Origin of the sequence: Paramesorhizobium endophyticum (assembly GCF_014640615.1) — a bacterium.
Taxonomy (GTDB): domain Bacteria; phylum Pseudomonadota; class Alphaproteobacteria; order Rhizobiales; family Rhizobiaceae; genus Paramesorhizobium; species Paramesorhizobium endophyticum.
Genome location: NZ_BMHH01000012.1, coordinates 100,912 through 116,021, shown reverse-complemented (window position 1 = coordinate 116,021; position 15,110 = coordinate 100,912). Strand labels below are relative to the sequence as shown.

10 protein-coding genes and 2 pseudogenes are annotated in these 15,110 nt (G+C 61.1%); 5 read left to right on the top strand and 7 right to left on the bottom strand.

Annotated elements, in window-relative coordinates; genetic code table 11:
* Window positions 1-128: 128 nt before the first annotated feature.
* Together IEX53_RS15015 and IEX53_RS15010 are read left to right on the top strand one after the other, a co-directional pair.
* A pseudogene (locus IEX53_RS15015) lies at window positions 129-806 on the top strand (NAD(P)-dependent oxidoreductase); the annotation flags it as partial.
* 363 nt (window positions 807-1,169) lie between these two features.
* Window positions 1,170-2,471 (top strand): MFS transporter, encoded by a 1,302-nt coding sequence (locus IEX53_RS15010; RefSeq protein WP_188824986.1) that lies wholly within the window; start codon window positions 1,170-1,172, stop codon window positions 2,469-2,471.
* Window positions 2,472-2,813: 342 nt separating this feature from the next.
* Here the strand turns inward: IEX53_RS15010 and IEX53_RS15005 are convergent, their stop codons facing one another.
* Entirely contained in the window at window positions 2,814-4,949 is a 2,136-nt protein-coding gene (locus IEX53_RS15005; protein ID WP_188825004.1) for a TonB-dependent siderophore receptor, read from the bottom strand.
* A gap of 207 nt (window positions 4,950-5,156) precedes the next feature.
* On the opposite strand from IEX53_RS15005, the gene IEX53_RS15000 reads away from it, so the two are divergent.
* Genes IEX53_RS15000 through fhuB form a run of 3 tightly spaced genes read left to right on the top strand, consistent with a single transcriptional unit; the run spans window position 5,157 to window position 8,828 of the window.
* Window positions 5,157-5,975 carry an ABC transporter ATP-binding protein gene (locus IEX53_RS15000; RefSeq protein WP_188824985.1) on the top strand — a complete coding sequence of 273 codons (819 nt, stop codon included), beginning with the start codon at window positions 5,157-5,159 and terminating at the stop codon, window positions 5,973-5,975.
* Window positions 5,976-6,024: 49 nt separating this feature from the next.
* Entirely contained in the window at window positions 6,025-6,858 is an 834-nt protein-coding gene (locus IEX53_RS14995) for an ABC transporter substrate-binding protein (protein ID WP_236016211.1), read from the top strand.
* Window positions 6,855-8,828, top strand: coding sequence for a Fe(3+)-hydroxamate ABC transporter permease FhuB (gene fhuB / locus IEX53_RS14990; protein WP_188824984.1), 1,974 nt, complete (start codon window positions 6,855-6,857; stop codon window positions 8,826-8,828). Before IEX53_RS14995 ends, fhuB begins: the two co-directional genes overlap by 4 nt.
* Window positions 8,829-9,286: 458 nt before the next feature.
* Here the strand turns inward: fhuB and IEX53_RS24280 are convergent.
* From IEX53_RS24280 to IEX53_RS14960, 6 genes and pseudogenes are all read right to left on the bottom strand, one after another.
* Window positions 9,287-9,403 (bottom strand): annotated as a pseudogene (locus IEX53_RS24280) (LacI family transcriptional regulator); the annotation flags it as partial.
* Window positions 9,404-9,467: 64 nt separating this feature from the next.
* Window positions 9,468-10,244: an ethanolamine ammonia-lyase subunit EutC gene (eutC, locus tag IEX53_RS14980; protein WP_188824983.1), complete on the bottom strand. Its 777-nt coding sequence runs from the start codon at window positions 10,242-10,244 to the stop codon at window positions 9,468-9,470.
* Window positions 10,244-11,644 (bottom strand): ethanolamine ammonia-lyase subunit EutB, encoded by a 1,401-nt coding sequence (locus tag IEX53_RS14975; RefSeq protein WP_188824982.1) that lies wholly within the window; start codon window positions 11,642-11,644, stop codon window positions 10,244-10,246. The genes eutC and IEX53_RS14975 overlap by 1 nt, the downstream gene beginning before the upstream one ends.
* Before the next feature lie 91 nt (window positions 11,645-11,735).
* A complete protein-coding gene (locus IEX53_RS14970; protein ID WP_236016209.1) occupies window positions 11,736-11,876 on the bottom strand; it encodes a hypothetical protein in 141 nt (46 codons plus the stop codon).
* On the bottom strand, window positions 11,860-13,650 hold the full coding sequence (locus tag IEX53_RS14965; RefSeq protein ID WP_188824981.1) for an aminopeptidase P family protein: 1,791 nt from the start codon (window positions 13,648-13,650) through the stop codon (window positions 11,860-11,862). The genes IEX53_RS14970 and IEX53_RS14965 overlap by 17 nt, the downstream gene beginning before the upstream one ends.
* Before the next feature lie 12 nt (window positions 13,651-13,662).
* A complete protein-coding gene (locus tag IEX53_RS14960; protein WP_373288663.1) occupies window positions 13,663-14,961 on the bottom strand; it encodes an alpha/beta fold hydrolase in 1,299 nt (432 codons plus the stop codon).
* Window positions 14,962-15,110 lie beyond the last annotated feature (149 nt).

Below are 15,110 nucleotides of genomic sequence, written 5' to 3'. Positions count from 1 at the left end.
CTATCGGAGAGCGGAAGCGCAGATTGATCTGATGCCTGACGTAGCAAAACGCGGTAGTCTGTTACGTTCCTCGTGATGACCGAACTTTGGCCCGGTCGGCGCCCTTCCTTTTTGCGCCCTCTGGAACTGTGCGCGGGAGCCAATGTCAACACCCGGCAGAAACGGCCACAAGCGGTGCACCCCGCGAAGCGGCCCGTGGACAGGACGTCGTGTTTTGCTGCGTCGGCAATGACGATGATCTAAGGGAGGTAACCATCGGCAAGGACGGAGCGTTCGCATCTATGACTCCCGGATCTGTTTTTGTTGATCATACCACTGCCTCGGCCCAGGTTGCACGGGAATTGGCCAAAACTGCCGAAGAGTCCGGCTTCGACTTTATAGACGCTCCTGTATCGGGGGGCCAGGCAGGGGCCGAGAATGGCATTCTCACCATAATGTGCGGCGGTAAGGCCGATGCGTTTGAGAAACTGGGAAATACGCTCGATGCATATGCCCGTTCGGTTCGTCTTCTTGGCCCTGCCGGAAGCGGGCAACTGGCAAAAATGGTGAACCAGATTTGCATTGCGGGGCTTTTACAGGGGCTGGCCAAAGGCATACATTTTGCGCAGAGGGCGGGGCTTGATGTCGAAGCGGTGCTGGATGTGATTTCCAAGGGCGCGGCGGGCTCCTGGCAGATGGAAAACCGCGGGAAAACGATGACCCAAGGCAAGTTCGATTTCGGCTTTGCGGTTGATTGGATGCGGAAGGATTTATCGATCTGCCTCGCGGAAAGCCGGCGCAACGGCGCCTCGCTCGGCGCTGCTGCCTTCGCCGCCCGAAGGCCTGACTGTTTCGGCCTGAGATTAGCTGACGTCATTGCGTTACGCCGGCGCAGCTTTGCAAACGATTTCCAGTCCGCGCTTCATGAGACTTGAAACAAGCGAACCCACAGTTAATTGCAATCAGTATGAAATTTTATAATCGAATTTGTTTTCAAATAATAATATTCAATTTTATATATAAATCGCTATGCACTTTTCGAGGTCTTTTAACCTAATTTAATCCTGATTTCGGCATATTTGGTTTCACCAACGCTTTCATACATTTATATGTGCATTCTTTATCCAGATACGAGATTGCTCTAAGTTCCATCATTGCCTGCGGAGAGGCAATGAGGAGGAGACACTTATATGACGAATGCAATGGTTGATTCCGCGGTACGCAAGGCGACGCGGAGACTTCTGCCTTTTTTGGCCATCATGCTGATCATGGCCTTTCTCGACCGGGCGAATATTGGTTTTGCCAAAAAAGAGTTTCAGCTCGATACCGGGTTGAGCGATGCCGCCTACGCCTTCGGCGCCGGCATCTTTTTTATCGGCTACGCGCTTTTCGAGGTGCCAAGCAACATCATCATGCACCGCGTCGGCGCGCGGCTGTGGTTGAGCCGCATCATGATAAGTTGGGGCCTGGTGTCGGCAGCCATGATGTTCGCCCACACGGAAACGACATTCTACGTGCTTCGTTTTCTGCTCGGCGTGTGTGAAGCAGGCTTTTATCCAGGCGTTCTGCTCTACCTGACCTATTGGTTCCCCGCGAAGGAGCGGGCCAAGGCGATAGGTCTCTTCTATCTGGGCGTTCCCTTGGCGCTCGTGCTTGGAAGCCCGCTGTCTGGTTGGCTCCTGACGCATCACGGCGTGTTGGGCCTCACCAATTGGCAATGGATGTTCGCGGTGGAGGGAGTCGGCGCGTCGATCATCGGCGTAGTCGCCCTGTTCTATCTGACGGACCGGCCCGAAAAAGCCCGCTGGCTGACTGCGGACGAGCGCACAGCGCTATCGGCGGTCATCGCCTCGGAGGAGGAGGCGAAGCAAAAACAGGCCAGCCATACGGCGCTGTCCGTTCTCAAGGATTCCCGCGTATGGGCTTTTATTGCCATTTACTTCTTCCTTCAAATTGGTACCGCGCCGTTGACGTTCTATTTCCCTTCCCGCTTCGCCGAAGCGGCATCGGGCGGGCAGATGAACCTTCTGATCGGGACGCTGCTGAGCCTGCCATGGGTGTGCTCGGTCATCGCCACGCGCTATTTCACTGTGCTGGCGGACACCACGAACCGGCATCGGATGATTTGCGCAGGAATGGTCACCGTCGGGGTTCTGGCGCTTGCCGTCATCGGCCTCACGGACAATGCTTGGATCATGCTGTTGGCGGCCTGCGTCGCGGTCCCGGGGCTTACCGCATCGCAGCCGGTATACTGGAGCCTGCCGACCCGTTATCTCGGCGGACTGGGAGCAGCGAGTGGCATCGCCTTCATCGTTTCCATCGGTAATCTCGGCGCCTTCTTCGCGCCGCAGATCAAGAATTGGGCCGACGTTGCCGCCGGAAATCATGACGCCGGATTTTATACACTGGCTGCGCTATGCGGTCTGGCGATCCTTGTGCTCGCCGGGCTTCGCGCACCTTCACCACAAGAGCCGGCGGCACAGCGAGTATAACAACCACTGGCCCTCTCGATTGGCCGCCGACACGGCAATCGAGAGGCTACCCTCGCAGTTCGCATGGACGATCCAGATTATGCGTCCGCAGCGATCAGTCAGCCAGAAGACGCTGCCCCCTTGCGCCACCGCTGTCGCCAGCGGCCGCTCCGGTTGTTCGAAAATGTCGAGGCATTCCACACCGCATCGTCGATTCACGACCCGACAAACCAGCGGAATAACGGCCGGACTGCAATTGCTCGATCAACTGACGTTCTGAGCGGATCGAAATCCATCATCCCCCAATGCCAGTGGGTTTTGCAGCAACCTGTTGCAGCAGCGACGGCGCGCCGCTCACAGCCCTCACCACGAATATTTCAGCGTGCCGACGATCTTGCGCCGGTCACCATAATATTCGGTTCCGTAATAGCTGCTGGCGATATATTCGCGGTCGAAAAGGTTGGTGGCGTTCACGGCGAGGGTCACATCCTTAGTCACCTTGTAGCTGATGGCGGCGTCGACGAGGGTGTAGCCTCCGATCGAGACGGTATTGGCGTCGTCGCCATAGGTCTGGCCGATATAGCGCACGCCGCCGCCGATCGTCAGGTCGCCGCGCTTTCCTTCGCCCGGGATCGTATAATCGAGCCAGGCGGATGCAAGGTGCCTCGGTACGCGGGAGGGGCGGTTGCCGGCATTGCCTCCGGTCCCGTCCTCGCGGATTTCGGCATCCCAATAGGAATAGGCGAGCGTCAGGTTGAGATTGTCCGCGATTGCCGCCTTCCCTTCCAGTTCGATGCCGCGCACGCCGACCTTGCCGATCTGCTCCTGCACCAGCGGGGTCACATAGGTCGGCACATTGGTCTGGGTCAGATCGAACAGCGCCACCGTGAACAGGCCGTCGAATCCTTCCGGCTTGTATTTGACGCCCACCTCGTATTGCCTGCCCTCCTGGGGCTTCAACTCGCCCGTCATGGTGTATCCATTCGCGGTCTGGGCCACCAGCGGCTGGAAGCTTTCCGAGTAATTCGCATAAACGGCAAGATCCGGCGTGAATTTATAGGTCAGCCCGACGCGGCTGGTGAAGTCGGACGCCGTGTCGTCGTCTTGCGTTCCGCTATCCGGGTAATCCGCCTTGGTGCGGACATGATCCCATCGTCCGCCGAGGGTGACGATCCAGCGGTCATCGAAGGTCAACTGCTCCTGCGCATATATGCCAACCGCCTGCTGCCTGACGCGCCAGTTCACATAGGGACCGAGATTGATACAGGAGAGCCCGCAATAAACGGGATTATAGAGATCGATGGGCCCCGCCGTGCCCAGTAATATGTTTTCGTGCGTGTTGTCGTTGGTGTAGTCGACACCGACAAGCGTTTTGCTCTCGATCCTTTCCCATCCCGTGTCGTATTGCAGCTGGTTGTCGAAGGCGTAACGGTTCGACATGCCATCCACCGAATACGCCGTTCGATCCGCCGTGGGGTCGAACGATGCGCCGTAAACTTCGGCATAATCGAGGTTGAGATGGGTATAGCGGGCGTTGGAGCGGAATGTCAGCTTGTCATTGATCGCGTGCTCGAACTGATAGCCGATGTCGACCTGCTCGGTATTGAAGCGGTTGAAGTCCGGTTCGCCAAGGAACGTATTGATATCGAGGCCGGAACCAACAGGAAATCCACGCGCGCCGGTTCCGTCGCGCTTGTAATAATCGGCCAGGATGGTGAGCGAGGTGCCCTCCTCCGGCTTTATCGTAAGCGCCGGCGCGATATAGATGCGGTCGTCGCGGGAATAATCCCGGCCGAGATCGCCATCCTTGACAAGCCCGGTCAGGCGATAGCTCCACACGCCATCGGGATCGACCGGCCCGCCGAAGTCAAGGCCAGCCTCCCTGGTGCCGTCTCCAAGGGAGGTGTAGACTTCCCCATGCTTCTCGTCCATCGGCCGTTTCGTGATGCCGTTGACGAGGCCGCCCGGACCGTTGAGGCCGAAGAGCGTCGAGGTCGATCCCTTCAGCACCTCGACACGCTGAAGGCCGTAGGGCTCGAGGCGGCTGGCGGTGAACCAGGCGGGGATGCGCGCCGCCAGCCCATCGCGATAGGTGCCGAGACTGGTCTGATCGAAACCGCGAATGCGGATATAGTCATACCGGTCGTCGTTACCGAACTCGTCGGTCAAAACGCTCGATGTGTAGGCGACGGCCTGTTGAAGATTCTCCACATGGCGCGTCTCCAGCTCCTTCTGCGTCACGACGGAAACGGAAGCGGGCACATCGATAACCGGAGTGTCCGTCTTGGTGCCGGTGGCGGTATTCCTGGCGACGATAGTCCGATCCGGACCGCCCGCACGATCCGACTTTCCATCGACGACAATCGTCTGCAATTGAATTGCATCGCCGCCCGCGCCGTCCTGGGTCCAGCCCGGACCAGTCGTCATCGTTATCAAGGCGCTGCTCGCGATCAATCGCTTTGCCAACGAACGCAACCCAACCTGCCGGCCTGTCATCATCATTTGCCCCTGTTCATATCCACATCAAGCGGAGCGCCGCCTCCGATCCGGCGCACCGCAGGCAGGAATTAATAAAACAGGACTAAAAGAGTCAACTTAAAATCGGCATTCCGGAACGGCCTTGTGCGGGAATGTCGCGGGCCGCCGTTTTATACTTGATATAAACACTCATCTTTAGTAATCCCGCCCTGCCATGAGGGATGACGAATGAGCGAGACGCATCAAGACCAGCGGTCCACAGCCCTATCCGGGGCATGCGCTTTCAAGGTGGAAGGGCTCAGCCTGACGATTGATGACAAGGTGATTCTGCAGGATGTATCGCTGCCTTTTCCGAAAGGCGAACTGGTCGGCATATTGGGCCATAACGGCTCGGGCAAATCCACGCTGATGCGGATCATGGCCCGGCAGCAGAAGCAAACCGGCGGCCGTATCGAGGTCTTCGGCAACGATCTCGAAACGTTCGGCGAGCGCGACTTTGCGCGGCGCGTCGCCTATCTGCCGCAGGATATCGGCGCCGGGTCCGACATGACCGTCCGCGAGCTCGTCGCATGCGGGCGCTACCCATGGCATGGAGCGCTGGGGCGGTTCTCGGCGCTGGATACGGAAAAGGTCGATGCTGCCATTACCGCGACCCATATCGATGGCCTTGCATCAAGGCTTGTGGGTACGCTTTCCGGCGGAGAGCGCCAGCGCGTCTGGATCGCGATGCTGATTGCGCAGGACAGCGAATGTCTCCTCCTGGACGAGCCGACGGCGGCGCTCGATATCGCCCACCAGATAGAAATCCTGTCGCTCGTGCGCGGGCTTTGCCATTCGAACGGGCTCAGCGTCATCGTCGTGCTGCATGATATCAACATGGCGGCGCGCTTCTGCGACCACATTCACGCCCTGAAGAACGGGCAGGTCGTCGCCAGCGGCACACCGGCATCGATCGTGCGGCCAGAGCAATTGAAAACCATTTACGGCCTGGAGATGGGAACGCTCACCGCGCCCGATCTCGATACGCCGCTTGCCTATGTCCGATGACATGCCGCATCTGACGCGACGAAGCTTTCTCCTTTCCGCGGCCACAGCAATGGCAATGCCGCGCGCCGCGTGTGCGGCTTCTTCTCCTCGTATCGTCAGCCTCGACTATGGCCTCTCTTCGACGCTGCTTTCGCTCGGCGTGGTGCCGGCGGCCATCTCGGATCTCGCCGATTGGGGCCGGTGGGTAATCGAACCGGCCATGCCGGCGAGCGTCATCGATCTCGGCAATACGATGGAGGTCAATGTCGAAATTCTCGCGCAGATCAGGCCCGACATCATCCTGATGACACCTTATCTCGATCAACTCGCGCCGATCGTCGCGCCCTATGGAAAAGTCTCGCGTTATGAGATTTTCACCCCCGACAGCGGCGCGATCCTGACGGCCTCCATCGCGGCGACCCGCAAGCTCGGAGCGGAAATCGGGCGAGAGATGGAAGCGGAAGCCTTTCTGGCGCGAGCCGACGCCTTTTTCGGGAAATGCCGCGAACGGCTTGCCCGCGTGTCGCCGCCGCCCGTGGCGCTCGTCAATTTCATGGATGCCCGTCATGCGCGGATTTATGGCTCACCCGGCCTGTTCCACAATGTGCTGGAAAGGATCGGCGTGATGAACGCATGGAAGGAGCCGGCCAATTACTGGGGATTCCAGACGATCTCCATCGAGGAACTGGCGCGGGTCACCGATCCCGACGCTGTCCTCATCGCGTTCGACCCCGTCCCCGGCGACGTGCTGCCGAAGCTCGGCCGAAGCCCTTTGTGGCAAGCGCTGCCATTTTCCAGGCCCGGCCACTTCTCGATCCTGCCGCCGACCCTGATGTTCGGCATGGTCAATGAAGCCATGCGGTTCGCCGGACTGTTGACCGATCTTCTGGAGCGGCGGGCATGATTGGCGTTCTGGCAAGGCCGCGTCTCGGTCCCGCTTCGGTTGTCGTCTTCCTTTTGCTGCTGTCGGCGCTCTCCATATGGTCGCTGGTCTCTGCGGGGCTCAAGGGCGATGGCAACGCCACCTATGACGCCTCCCGCATGGTGCTTCTCTATTCGACGCTGCCGCGACTGGCGGTCGCCTTCATCGTCGGCGCCGCGACATCGCTTTCCGGCGCCCTGTTCCAGCAGGTTCTGCGCAATCCGCTTGCCTCGCCGACCACGCTCGGAATCTCGGCGGGAGCCAATCTGTCGCTCGTCATCGCCATGCTGTTCTTCCCCGGCCTTCTGGGCCTCGGGCGGGATCTGGTGGCGCTGGCCGGTAGCGCCGTCGCTGCGGCGATCGTAATGAGCCTTGGCGCCCGTCGCGGCTTCTCTCCGTTCGTGCTCATCCTCTCAGGCATGGTCGTCAGCCTCTGGTGCGGCTCGCTTGCGGCAATCCTGACGCTGCTCAACGACCGCTATCTTGCCAGTCTGTTCATCTGGGGGGCCGGGTCGCTCGCCCAGCAGAGCTGGGATATTCCCCTGTCGCTGCTCTGGAAGACCGTCCTCCTTGCCGTGATCGGCGCGCTCATCGTCCGCCCGATGTCGCTCCTGGAACTGGGCGAAAGCAATGCATCGGCGCTTGGCGTCAAGCTGCGCCAGCTCCGGTTGGTGGCAATCTCCGTCGCCGTCGCCCTCTCCGCCATCACCACAAGCGCCGTTGGCGTCATCGGCTTCATCGGCCTCGTCGCGCCCATCACCGCCCGCCTTGCCGGCGCGCGCCGCACCGGCGGCATTCTGATCTGGTCGGCGTTGATCGGCGGCGCGCTGCTGCTTCTGGCCGATGCGACGATCCAGGTGCTGGCGGGAAACCTCAGCGATTTCCTGCCGACCGGAGCGGTCACGGCGGTCTTCGGGTCGCCGCTCCTTCTCCTGCTTCTGCCGCGTTTGAAGGTCCGGCACAGGGCCCTCGAGGGAACCCGCAGGATCAAGGTGTCTTCGCTCCCGCGCCGGCAAATATTCGTGATGATCGGCCTGACGCTCGCCGGCATGATCCTGATCGGCCTCTTCGTCGGCAGATCCCTCGATGGCGGCTGGAGCTGGCTCGGTTCCGACCTCGTGGACACGCTGTTGCCTCTGCGGGCTCCCAAGGTGCTCGCGGCGATAGCCTCAGGCGCCATGCTCGCCGTGGCTGGTGTCATCCTCCAGCGAATGACCGGCAACGAGATGGCCAGCCCGGAGGTTCTCGGCATCAGCGCGGGCGCGACCTTCGGCTTGATGGCCGCCGTCTTCTTCGTTGCATCTCCAGGCATTCTCGGCCAGCTCGGTTTCGCCGCTATCGGAGCTCTCGGCGTCATGACGATCATCTTTGTCCTTGCCTTGAGATCGGGGCTCACGCCCGAGCGCGTGCTCTTGGCCGGCATCGCACTCAGCGCCATGGTGGATGCCGTGGTCGGCGTCCTCGCTTCCAGTGGCGATCCCCGCGCGCTGCTGCTCATGCGCTGGATGAGCGGCTCGACCTATAATGTCGATGCCGGTTCCGCGCTTGCCGCCACGACCGCCGCCGTGCTGCTTTTGGCCGGCGTGATGCTGGCGCGCCGGTGGCTGGACCTCCTGCCCCTCGGCACAACACCGGCGGCGGCTATCGGCGTCAGGATCACGCAATCCCGCCTGATCCTGTTCGGCCTGGCGGGCCTCTTGAGCGCGACCGCCACGGTCTGCGTCGGACCGCTGAGTTTCGTCGGCCTGATGGCGCCGCATCTGGCGCGGGAAGCCGGCCTCGTCAGAGCCCTTCCCCAGACCGCTGGCGCGGCCGCGATCGGGGCGGCGCTCATGGTGCTGGCCGATTGGCTGGGCCGCACCATCGCCTACCCCTATCAGGTGCCGGCCGGCCTGGTATCAGCCCTCGTTGGAGCGCCTTTTCTCATCCTGATGATGAGGAAGGGGCGGTAGGGGGCGAATATGCCCTCTTGACCGCCCTCCCCCACCGTCGGATAAGCTGAGCATACGGAACAGGTTCCGTCAGCATGACGGATGAAAAAGGGAACACGGTGAGGACTACCCATCAGAGACCGGGACTGTATCTCGGAGACGGGTTCCTACCCATCGAACGCGGATCGCAACACCGAAATCATGCTGACCGGCGAGACAGTGACCTTACAATTGGCAGACGGATAATCAACCGTGCGAAGCCATTCCTGCGAATGGGGAAGAGCGACTTTGATCTTTTCGCCATTCTTATACGGCGCTTTAAGCGGCATCCAATTGCCGAGGAAGATATAGATCTGGCATTTACAGCGACTGGAAAGTCACCGGAACAGACAGAATGGTGGTCTGCGGTGAGTAACCGGCATTTTCCAACGGGGGCCGTCCGGGCCGATTAGAGCGGTTCATGTTTTGATGGAATCAGCGCCAAGCGCCCTCGCCTTTTCGACAAGCTGCCGGGTGCCCGCTGCATAATCGCCACCGACATAAGAAACAGGTCTATCGGCGTCGTCGCACCGCCCGATTGCCACCAATGGATAATCCCCCCGCAAGCCGAAGCGCGGCTTGTTCCATTCCCGCCTTGCGGTGTGGTATCGGGTCATATCCTCACCCGGACAGGAAGCCGGTAGGGGTCTCAGACTCAATCAATGTGACCCCGCTTGTCGCTTGTTTCAGCATCGCACTGATAAGCATGGCGATCCGGGAAGCAGCCTCGGCTATCGGCAGACCGCCGTCGCGGATATTGGAAATGCAGTTGCGGCGGGAATCCGGCAAATTGGTTTGCGGTGCATGGGTCAGATAGGCGCCGAGACTATCGACCGCTGAAAGGCCGGGGCGCTCGCCGATCAACATCACGGTCACCCTTGCCTTCAGTGCAACGCCGACATCATCGCCCAGCGCCACGCGCGCCTGAGTGGCCAGGACGATCGGTCCCATGGTCAGCCCCTGTCCCTGCAAGAGCGGCAGAAGGGCGGCAACCAGCGGCGCGGCATTCCTTTCGACCGCCGTCGCCGACAAGCCATCGGCGACGATCAGTGCGACATCCACCTCCTTCTCCCGTTCGCCCAGCGCAAGGCTGTGATCTGGAGAAAGGCGGCGCCCAAGATCGGGCCGCCGGAGATATTCTGCCCGGTCCTTTGCCCAGCTGGCGACGTGGACGACGGTGACGCCGAAGGATATGAGTTCGCGCTCTACCGCCTCCACGTCGAGGGGACGCCACACCGCCTCGCGAGCGCGGGCATGGTCGAGCAGGAAAGCCTGAACGGCAGCTGTCGGCAGACCGGTACCGCTGCGGCCCAGCGCGATACGGGCTTCCGTGGCCGGACGTAGCGCTTCCAGTTCTTCCGGCGCGCGGGTGATGAGCGAGGGGCGCGTCTCCGGCATCACGAAACCTCCATCGTCAGTTGGGCGAGCTTGCCCAATACACGTCCCGTCAGGCTCGGTTTATCCATGAGATGACCCTCTGCATTGGTTAGCCCGACTTTCTGCATCCATGCCTCGAATTCCGGCGCGGGTGAGCGGTTCAGCGTCTGGCGGGCATAAAGGCAATCGTGGTGGGAAAGCGTCTGGTAATTCAGCATCACGTCGTCGGAACCCGGCACGGTGATAACGAAATTGACGCCCGCCGCGCACAGCATGGTCAGCAGAACGTCCATGTCTTCCTGGTCGGCATCGGCATGATTGGTGTAGCAGACGTCTACCCCCATAGGCAGGCCCAGCAGCTTGCCGCAGAAATGGTCTTCCAGTCCGGCGCGGATAATCTGTTTGCCGTTGTAGAGATATTCCGGACCGATGAACCCCACCACGGTGTTGACGAGAAGCGGAGAGAATTCGCGCGCCACCGCATAGGCGCGCGCTTCCATGGTTTGCTGATCGACGCCGAAATGGGCGTCGGCGGAAAGCGCTGCCCCCTGCCCCGTCTCGAAATACATCAAATTGCTGCCGAGCGTTCCACGTTTCAACGCCAGCCCAGCCTCATATGCTTCGCGCAGCACCGCGAGGTCGACGCCGAAGCCGGCATTGGCCTTCTGGGAACCGGCAATCGACTGGAACACCAGATCAACAGGTGCCCGCTTTTCCATCGCCCGGATGGCCGTCGTGACATGGCCGAGGCAACAGGTCTGGGTCGGAATATCAAGCAATTGCCTGAGATCATCGAGCAATTGCACGATGCGGAGGTAATCCGTCAGGGTACTGGTGGCCGGGTTGACGCCGATCACCGCATCGCCGCTTCCCAGCAGCAGCCCGTCAATGGCCGAAAGGGCGATACCACGGGATTCATCGGTGGGATGGTTCGGCTGATTGCGCGTGGAAAGCCGCCCCTGAAGACCGATGGTGTTGCGGAAACGGGTGACGACCTGCCGCTTGGCTGCGACCGTCACCAGATCCTGCAGGCGCATGATCTTCGAGACCGCCGCCACCATTTCGGGCGTCAGACCGAAGGTGAGCGCTTCAAGTTCAGCCTGCCCGACAGCGGGATTGAGCAGCCATTCGCGGAATTCGCCAATCGTGAGCGACGCGATCGGTGCGAAGGCGGAAGCATCGTGCTGCCTGGCAATCAGAGCCGACACTTCATCTTCGTCCGAAGGTATCAATTCCTCGCAGAGAAAGGCTGCAAGCGGCAGATCGGCCAGCGCCATTTGCGCCGCAAGCCGCTCCACCGGCCCCTCCGCCGCTATGCCGGCGAGTTGGTCGCCGGAGCGCTCGGGCGTGGCCCTAGCCATGAGGGTTTTCAAATCATCGAAACGATAGGTGGTTCCCGCTGCAGTCTGCCGATAAGCCATGAGACGTGATTTCCGTTATTTCACGAAGGTGCTGGTCAGCCCGGCGGTCAGCGGCAGCGGAACGGGACGTTCGTCCATGGGGTAGTCTCCTTTAAAGAACGGCCCGCAGAAGCCGGGAATAGAGGACAAGCGCCACGCCAAATATCAACAGTACGATCATCGACAGCGTGGCGGCAAGCGGCCAATTAAGCGTGACGATCGCCTGGTCATAGATTTCACGATCGCCCAGCAATTGGCCTGGTCTGCTCGACAAGGAAAGGGCGTGTTTCATCCAGCACCAGCGGCTCCAGCGCTTCCCGTACATGGGCATGATACGCGTCGAGGAACGCAATCTCGTTTTGCGTCAGGCCGGCTAAATTGACGGCGGACAGATCGATCGGCGCGAGTGTCAGGGATTTGAAACGGCAGAAGCCCTGCGCCGCGGCGGCAACCACTTCGACCTGGTTCTCGATGCGCAGGCCGTAGCGACCCACCTCGTAATAGCCGGGCTCAATGGTCATGATGTTGCCCGGCTCCAGCCCGTAGGGGTTCGCCAGCTTGGAGAAGCGGTGCGGATGTTCATGCACCAGCATGTTGTGGCCTACGCCATGGCCGGTGCCGTGATCGTAGTCGAGCCCTAGATCCCAGAGCGGGCGGCGGGCGAAGGCGTCGAGCTGATGGCCCTGCGTGCCCGCGGGCATTTGCGCCGAGATCAGCGACAGGAAACCTTTTAGCACCGCCGTATAGGCGCGGCGGATTTCGGGTTCCGCAGGCCCCAGGAACAGCGTCCGCGTTACGTCCGTCGTGCCGTCCACATACTGGCCGCCGGAATCGATGAGATAGGGCAGGCTGCTGTCGATGGGGGCATTCGTGGCTGGCGCGGCGCTGTAGTGGCAAAGCGCCGCGTTGATGCCGGAAGCTGAGATCGAACGGAAGCTATCTTCGAGGAAGCCTTTGCGCGTACTGCGGAATTCGAGGAGCTTCGCCTCCGCCTCCAGTTCCGTCAGCGGGCGGTCCGATCCCTCCCGCAAGCGGCCTTCGCGGAAGACCCACGCCATAAAATCGGTGAGCGCCGCGCCGTCCTCGATATGGCAGCGCCGGTAGCCGGCAAGCTCGGTATCGTTCTTCTTTGCCTTCAAAAGCGTGAGCGGGTTTGAGCGCACCAGCACCGCGCCGCCGCCTGCTTCGACCGCAAGCCTGACCGAGACCGGTGCGAACTGCTGGTCGATCATCACCTTTCCCTTGCGGGCGAGTTCCGTGACGCGGGGCAGGAATTCGTCAGGCGTACCCAGGCGTACGCCTTCAAGCTCGAAGCCCGATAAGTCATTGCCGAGCTTGCGTTTATCGACGTACCATTCGGTACGCCCATCCGCTTCGATAAGAAGGAAGGAATGCGGCACGGGGTTCATCGGCACATCCGAGCCGCGCACATTCAGGAGCCATGCGATGTTGTCGGGCAGGGTTTCGGCAAGCGCCACGCTACCTGCCTCGGCAATCGCCCGGCCGGCGCGCTTTCGTTTGTCCAGGGAATTTTCGCCCGCGACCGCCACCGGCACGGCGCGGATGACGCCCAGCGGCGCGGCGGGTCGGTCCGGCCAGATGGCGTCGAACGGATCGGCGGAGGCGACGAGACTGCCGCCCGCAGACGCCATCGCCATGGCCATGCGGTCGTGAAGCTCGCCATTGACCAGCGTCGGATCGAAGCCGATGCGCATGCCGGGCTTTGCATTCTCCCGCATCCATCGGTCGATCGGGGCATTGTGAAGGTGGCGGATATCGAACAGCATTTCATCCACTTCGCGCCGCACCTGAATGTCATAGCGGCCATCGACGAAGATCAGCGCCTTATCCCTGAGGATCAGTGCCAGACCCGCCGAGCCGGTAAAACCGGTGATATAGGCAAGGCAATCGTCGCGCGGCGCGGCGACTTCGCTCTGGTGCACATCGGCGCGCGGCACGACGAAACCGTCGAGGCCATTGGCCGACATATATTCGCGAAAGCCTGCGAGGCGCGCGGGGATGTCCATGGAAACACTCCTTTATGCGAGCGGACCGCCGCGTTCTTTCACCATCTCGACGAGACGGCTGAATACGCGGGAGGACTGGCGCACACCGTCATGCTCATATTCATTGGTGACCCAGCTTTCGAGATTGCCGACCCGCGCCGCCGTTTCCAGCGACAGGCCCGCATCGACATACATGTCGTCGAAATAGATCGCCGCCGCCACCGGCACTTCATTCGCGGCAAGGCGCTCAGGATCGTAGAGGCGGGGATAATCATCCCGCGCGGCCAGCGCCATGGCTCCGGCCCGGAAGGGTTTGAGGGAGCGGATGTCCTCGAACATCCACGAAAACATCATCTCGCCGGTGAAAAGGAGCGAACGGCGATTCTCGGCAAAGTCCGGGAATTCCGCGCGGATGCGCTCCGCCGCCCAGTTCGTCGCGCCATGGCCCTGGCCGTAAATGCTCTCCTGCAACACGGCGAAAAGCGGGCCGCTGTCGTAGGAGGTGGCGTTCATCACGGCGGCGAGGAAGCTGTCGGAGAGGCGGTCCGCCCGAGGTGATGAAAACGCCTCGTCCACGATCCAGTGGACATTCTCGAAACCGGGCGCCATGCCGAAATCGATGCCGATGGTCTGGAAGCGGCGCACCGTCAGCCGGTCGCCATCGGGCAGGCGGATATCGTTATCGGCGAGCACATCGGCGATGCGGGAGATGGTGGCGCGGTCATCGGGATAGCGGCGGTAATAGCGCTCGGTCCTGGCCGCGACACGCGGGTAGGTGCGGCGATAAACATCGTCCGCCGTGGCGTCGAGACCAGCGAGGCCGCCCGTCACATAACAGGCGGCGAGACCCTCCGGCGCTTTCGACAGATAGGTCAGCGTCAGGAAACCGCCATAGCTTTGCCCCAGAGCTGCCCATTTGTCGGTGCCATAAACGGTCATTCTGATGTATTCCGCATCCCAAATGATGCTATCGGCGCGAAAACAGGCGAGATAATCCGCCGCCGCCGCGCCGTCCGAACCGAAGCGCTCCATGGTCGCGGTTTCGATCCGCGTGCTGCGTCCGGTACCGCGCTGGTCGAGCAGCACGACGCGATGCGTCTTCAACGCTTCCTTCAGCCAGGACGGCCCGCCATTCGCCGGCCTCGGCGACTTGCCGCCGGGACCGCCTTGCAGGAAGACCAGAAGCGGCAGCTTGTCCCGCCGCTTCACCGGATCGCACACCTCACGCGCGAACACCTCGATCGTCTCGCCATCGAGCTTCCCCCAATCGAGCGGAACCGTGACCGTGTAATCGCGGATGAACATGCCGGGGATGGTGTATTCGGAAAGGATCATATTATTGCCTCTTATAGCAGTTCCCGGTTTTGGATTATCGGAGCCCTCTCCGCCGTCATTCTCGGGCTTGTCCCGAGAATCTACGACGGAGCGTTCAATCAGGACGGTAATCGCTTTTCTTCCTCTTATGGCAGATCCTCGGGACA

Bases quoted from the DNA above. Each gene is read 5' to 3' on its own strand.
- IEX53_RS15010 (WP_188824986.1), top strand. From the start codon at position 1,170: ATGACGAATGCAATGGTTGATTCCGCGGTACGCAAGGCGACGCGGAGA.
- IEX53_RS15005 (WP_188825004.1), bottom strand. From the start codon at position 4,949: ATGATGACAGGCCGGCAGGTTGGGTTGCGTTCGTTGGCAAAGCGATTG.
- IEX53_RS15000 (WP_188824985.1), top strand. From the start codon at position 5,157: ATGAGCGAGACGCATCAAGACCAGCGGTCCACAGCCCTATCCGGGGCA.
- IEX53_RS14995 (WP_236016211.1), top strand. From the start codon at position 6,025: ATGGCAATGCCGCGCGCCGCGTGTGCGGCTTCTTCTCCTCGTATCGTC.
- fhuB (WP_188824984.1), top strand. From the start codon at position 6,855: ATGATTGGCGTTCTGGCAAGGCCGCGTCTCGGTCCCGCTTCGGTTGTC.
- eutC (WP_188824983.1), bottom strand. From the start codon at position 10,244: ATGCCGGAGACGCGCCCCTCGCTCATCACCCGCGCGCCGGAAGAACTG.
- IEX53_RS14975 (WP_188824982.1), bottom strand. From the start codon at position 11,644: ATGGCTTATCGGCAGACTGCAGCGGGAACCACCTATCGTTTCGATGAT.
- IEX53_RS14965 (WP_188824981.1), bottom strand. From the start codon at position 13,650: ATGGACATCCCCGCGCGCCTCGCAGGCTTTCGCGAATATATGTCGGCC.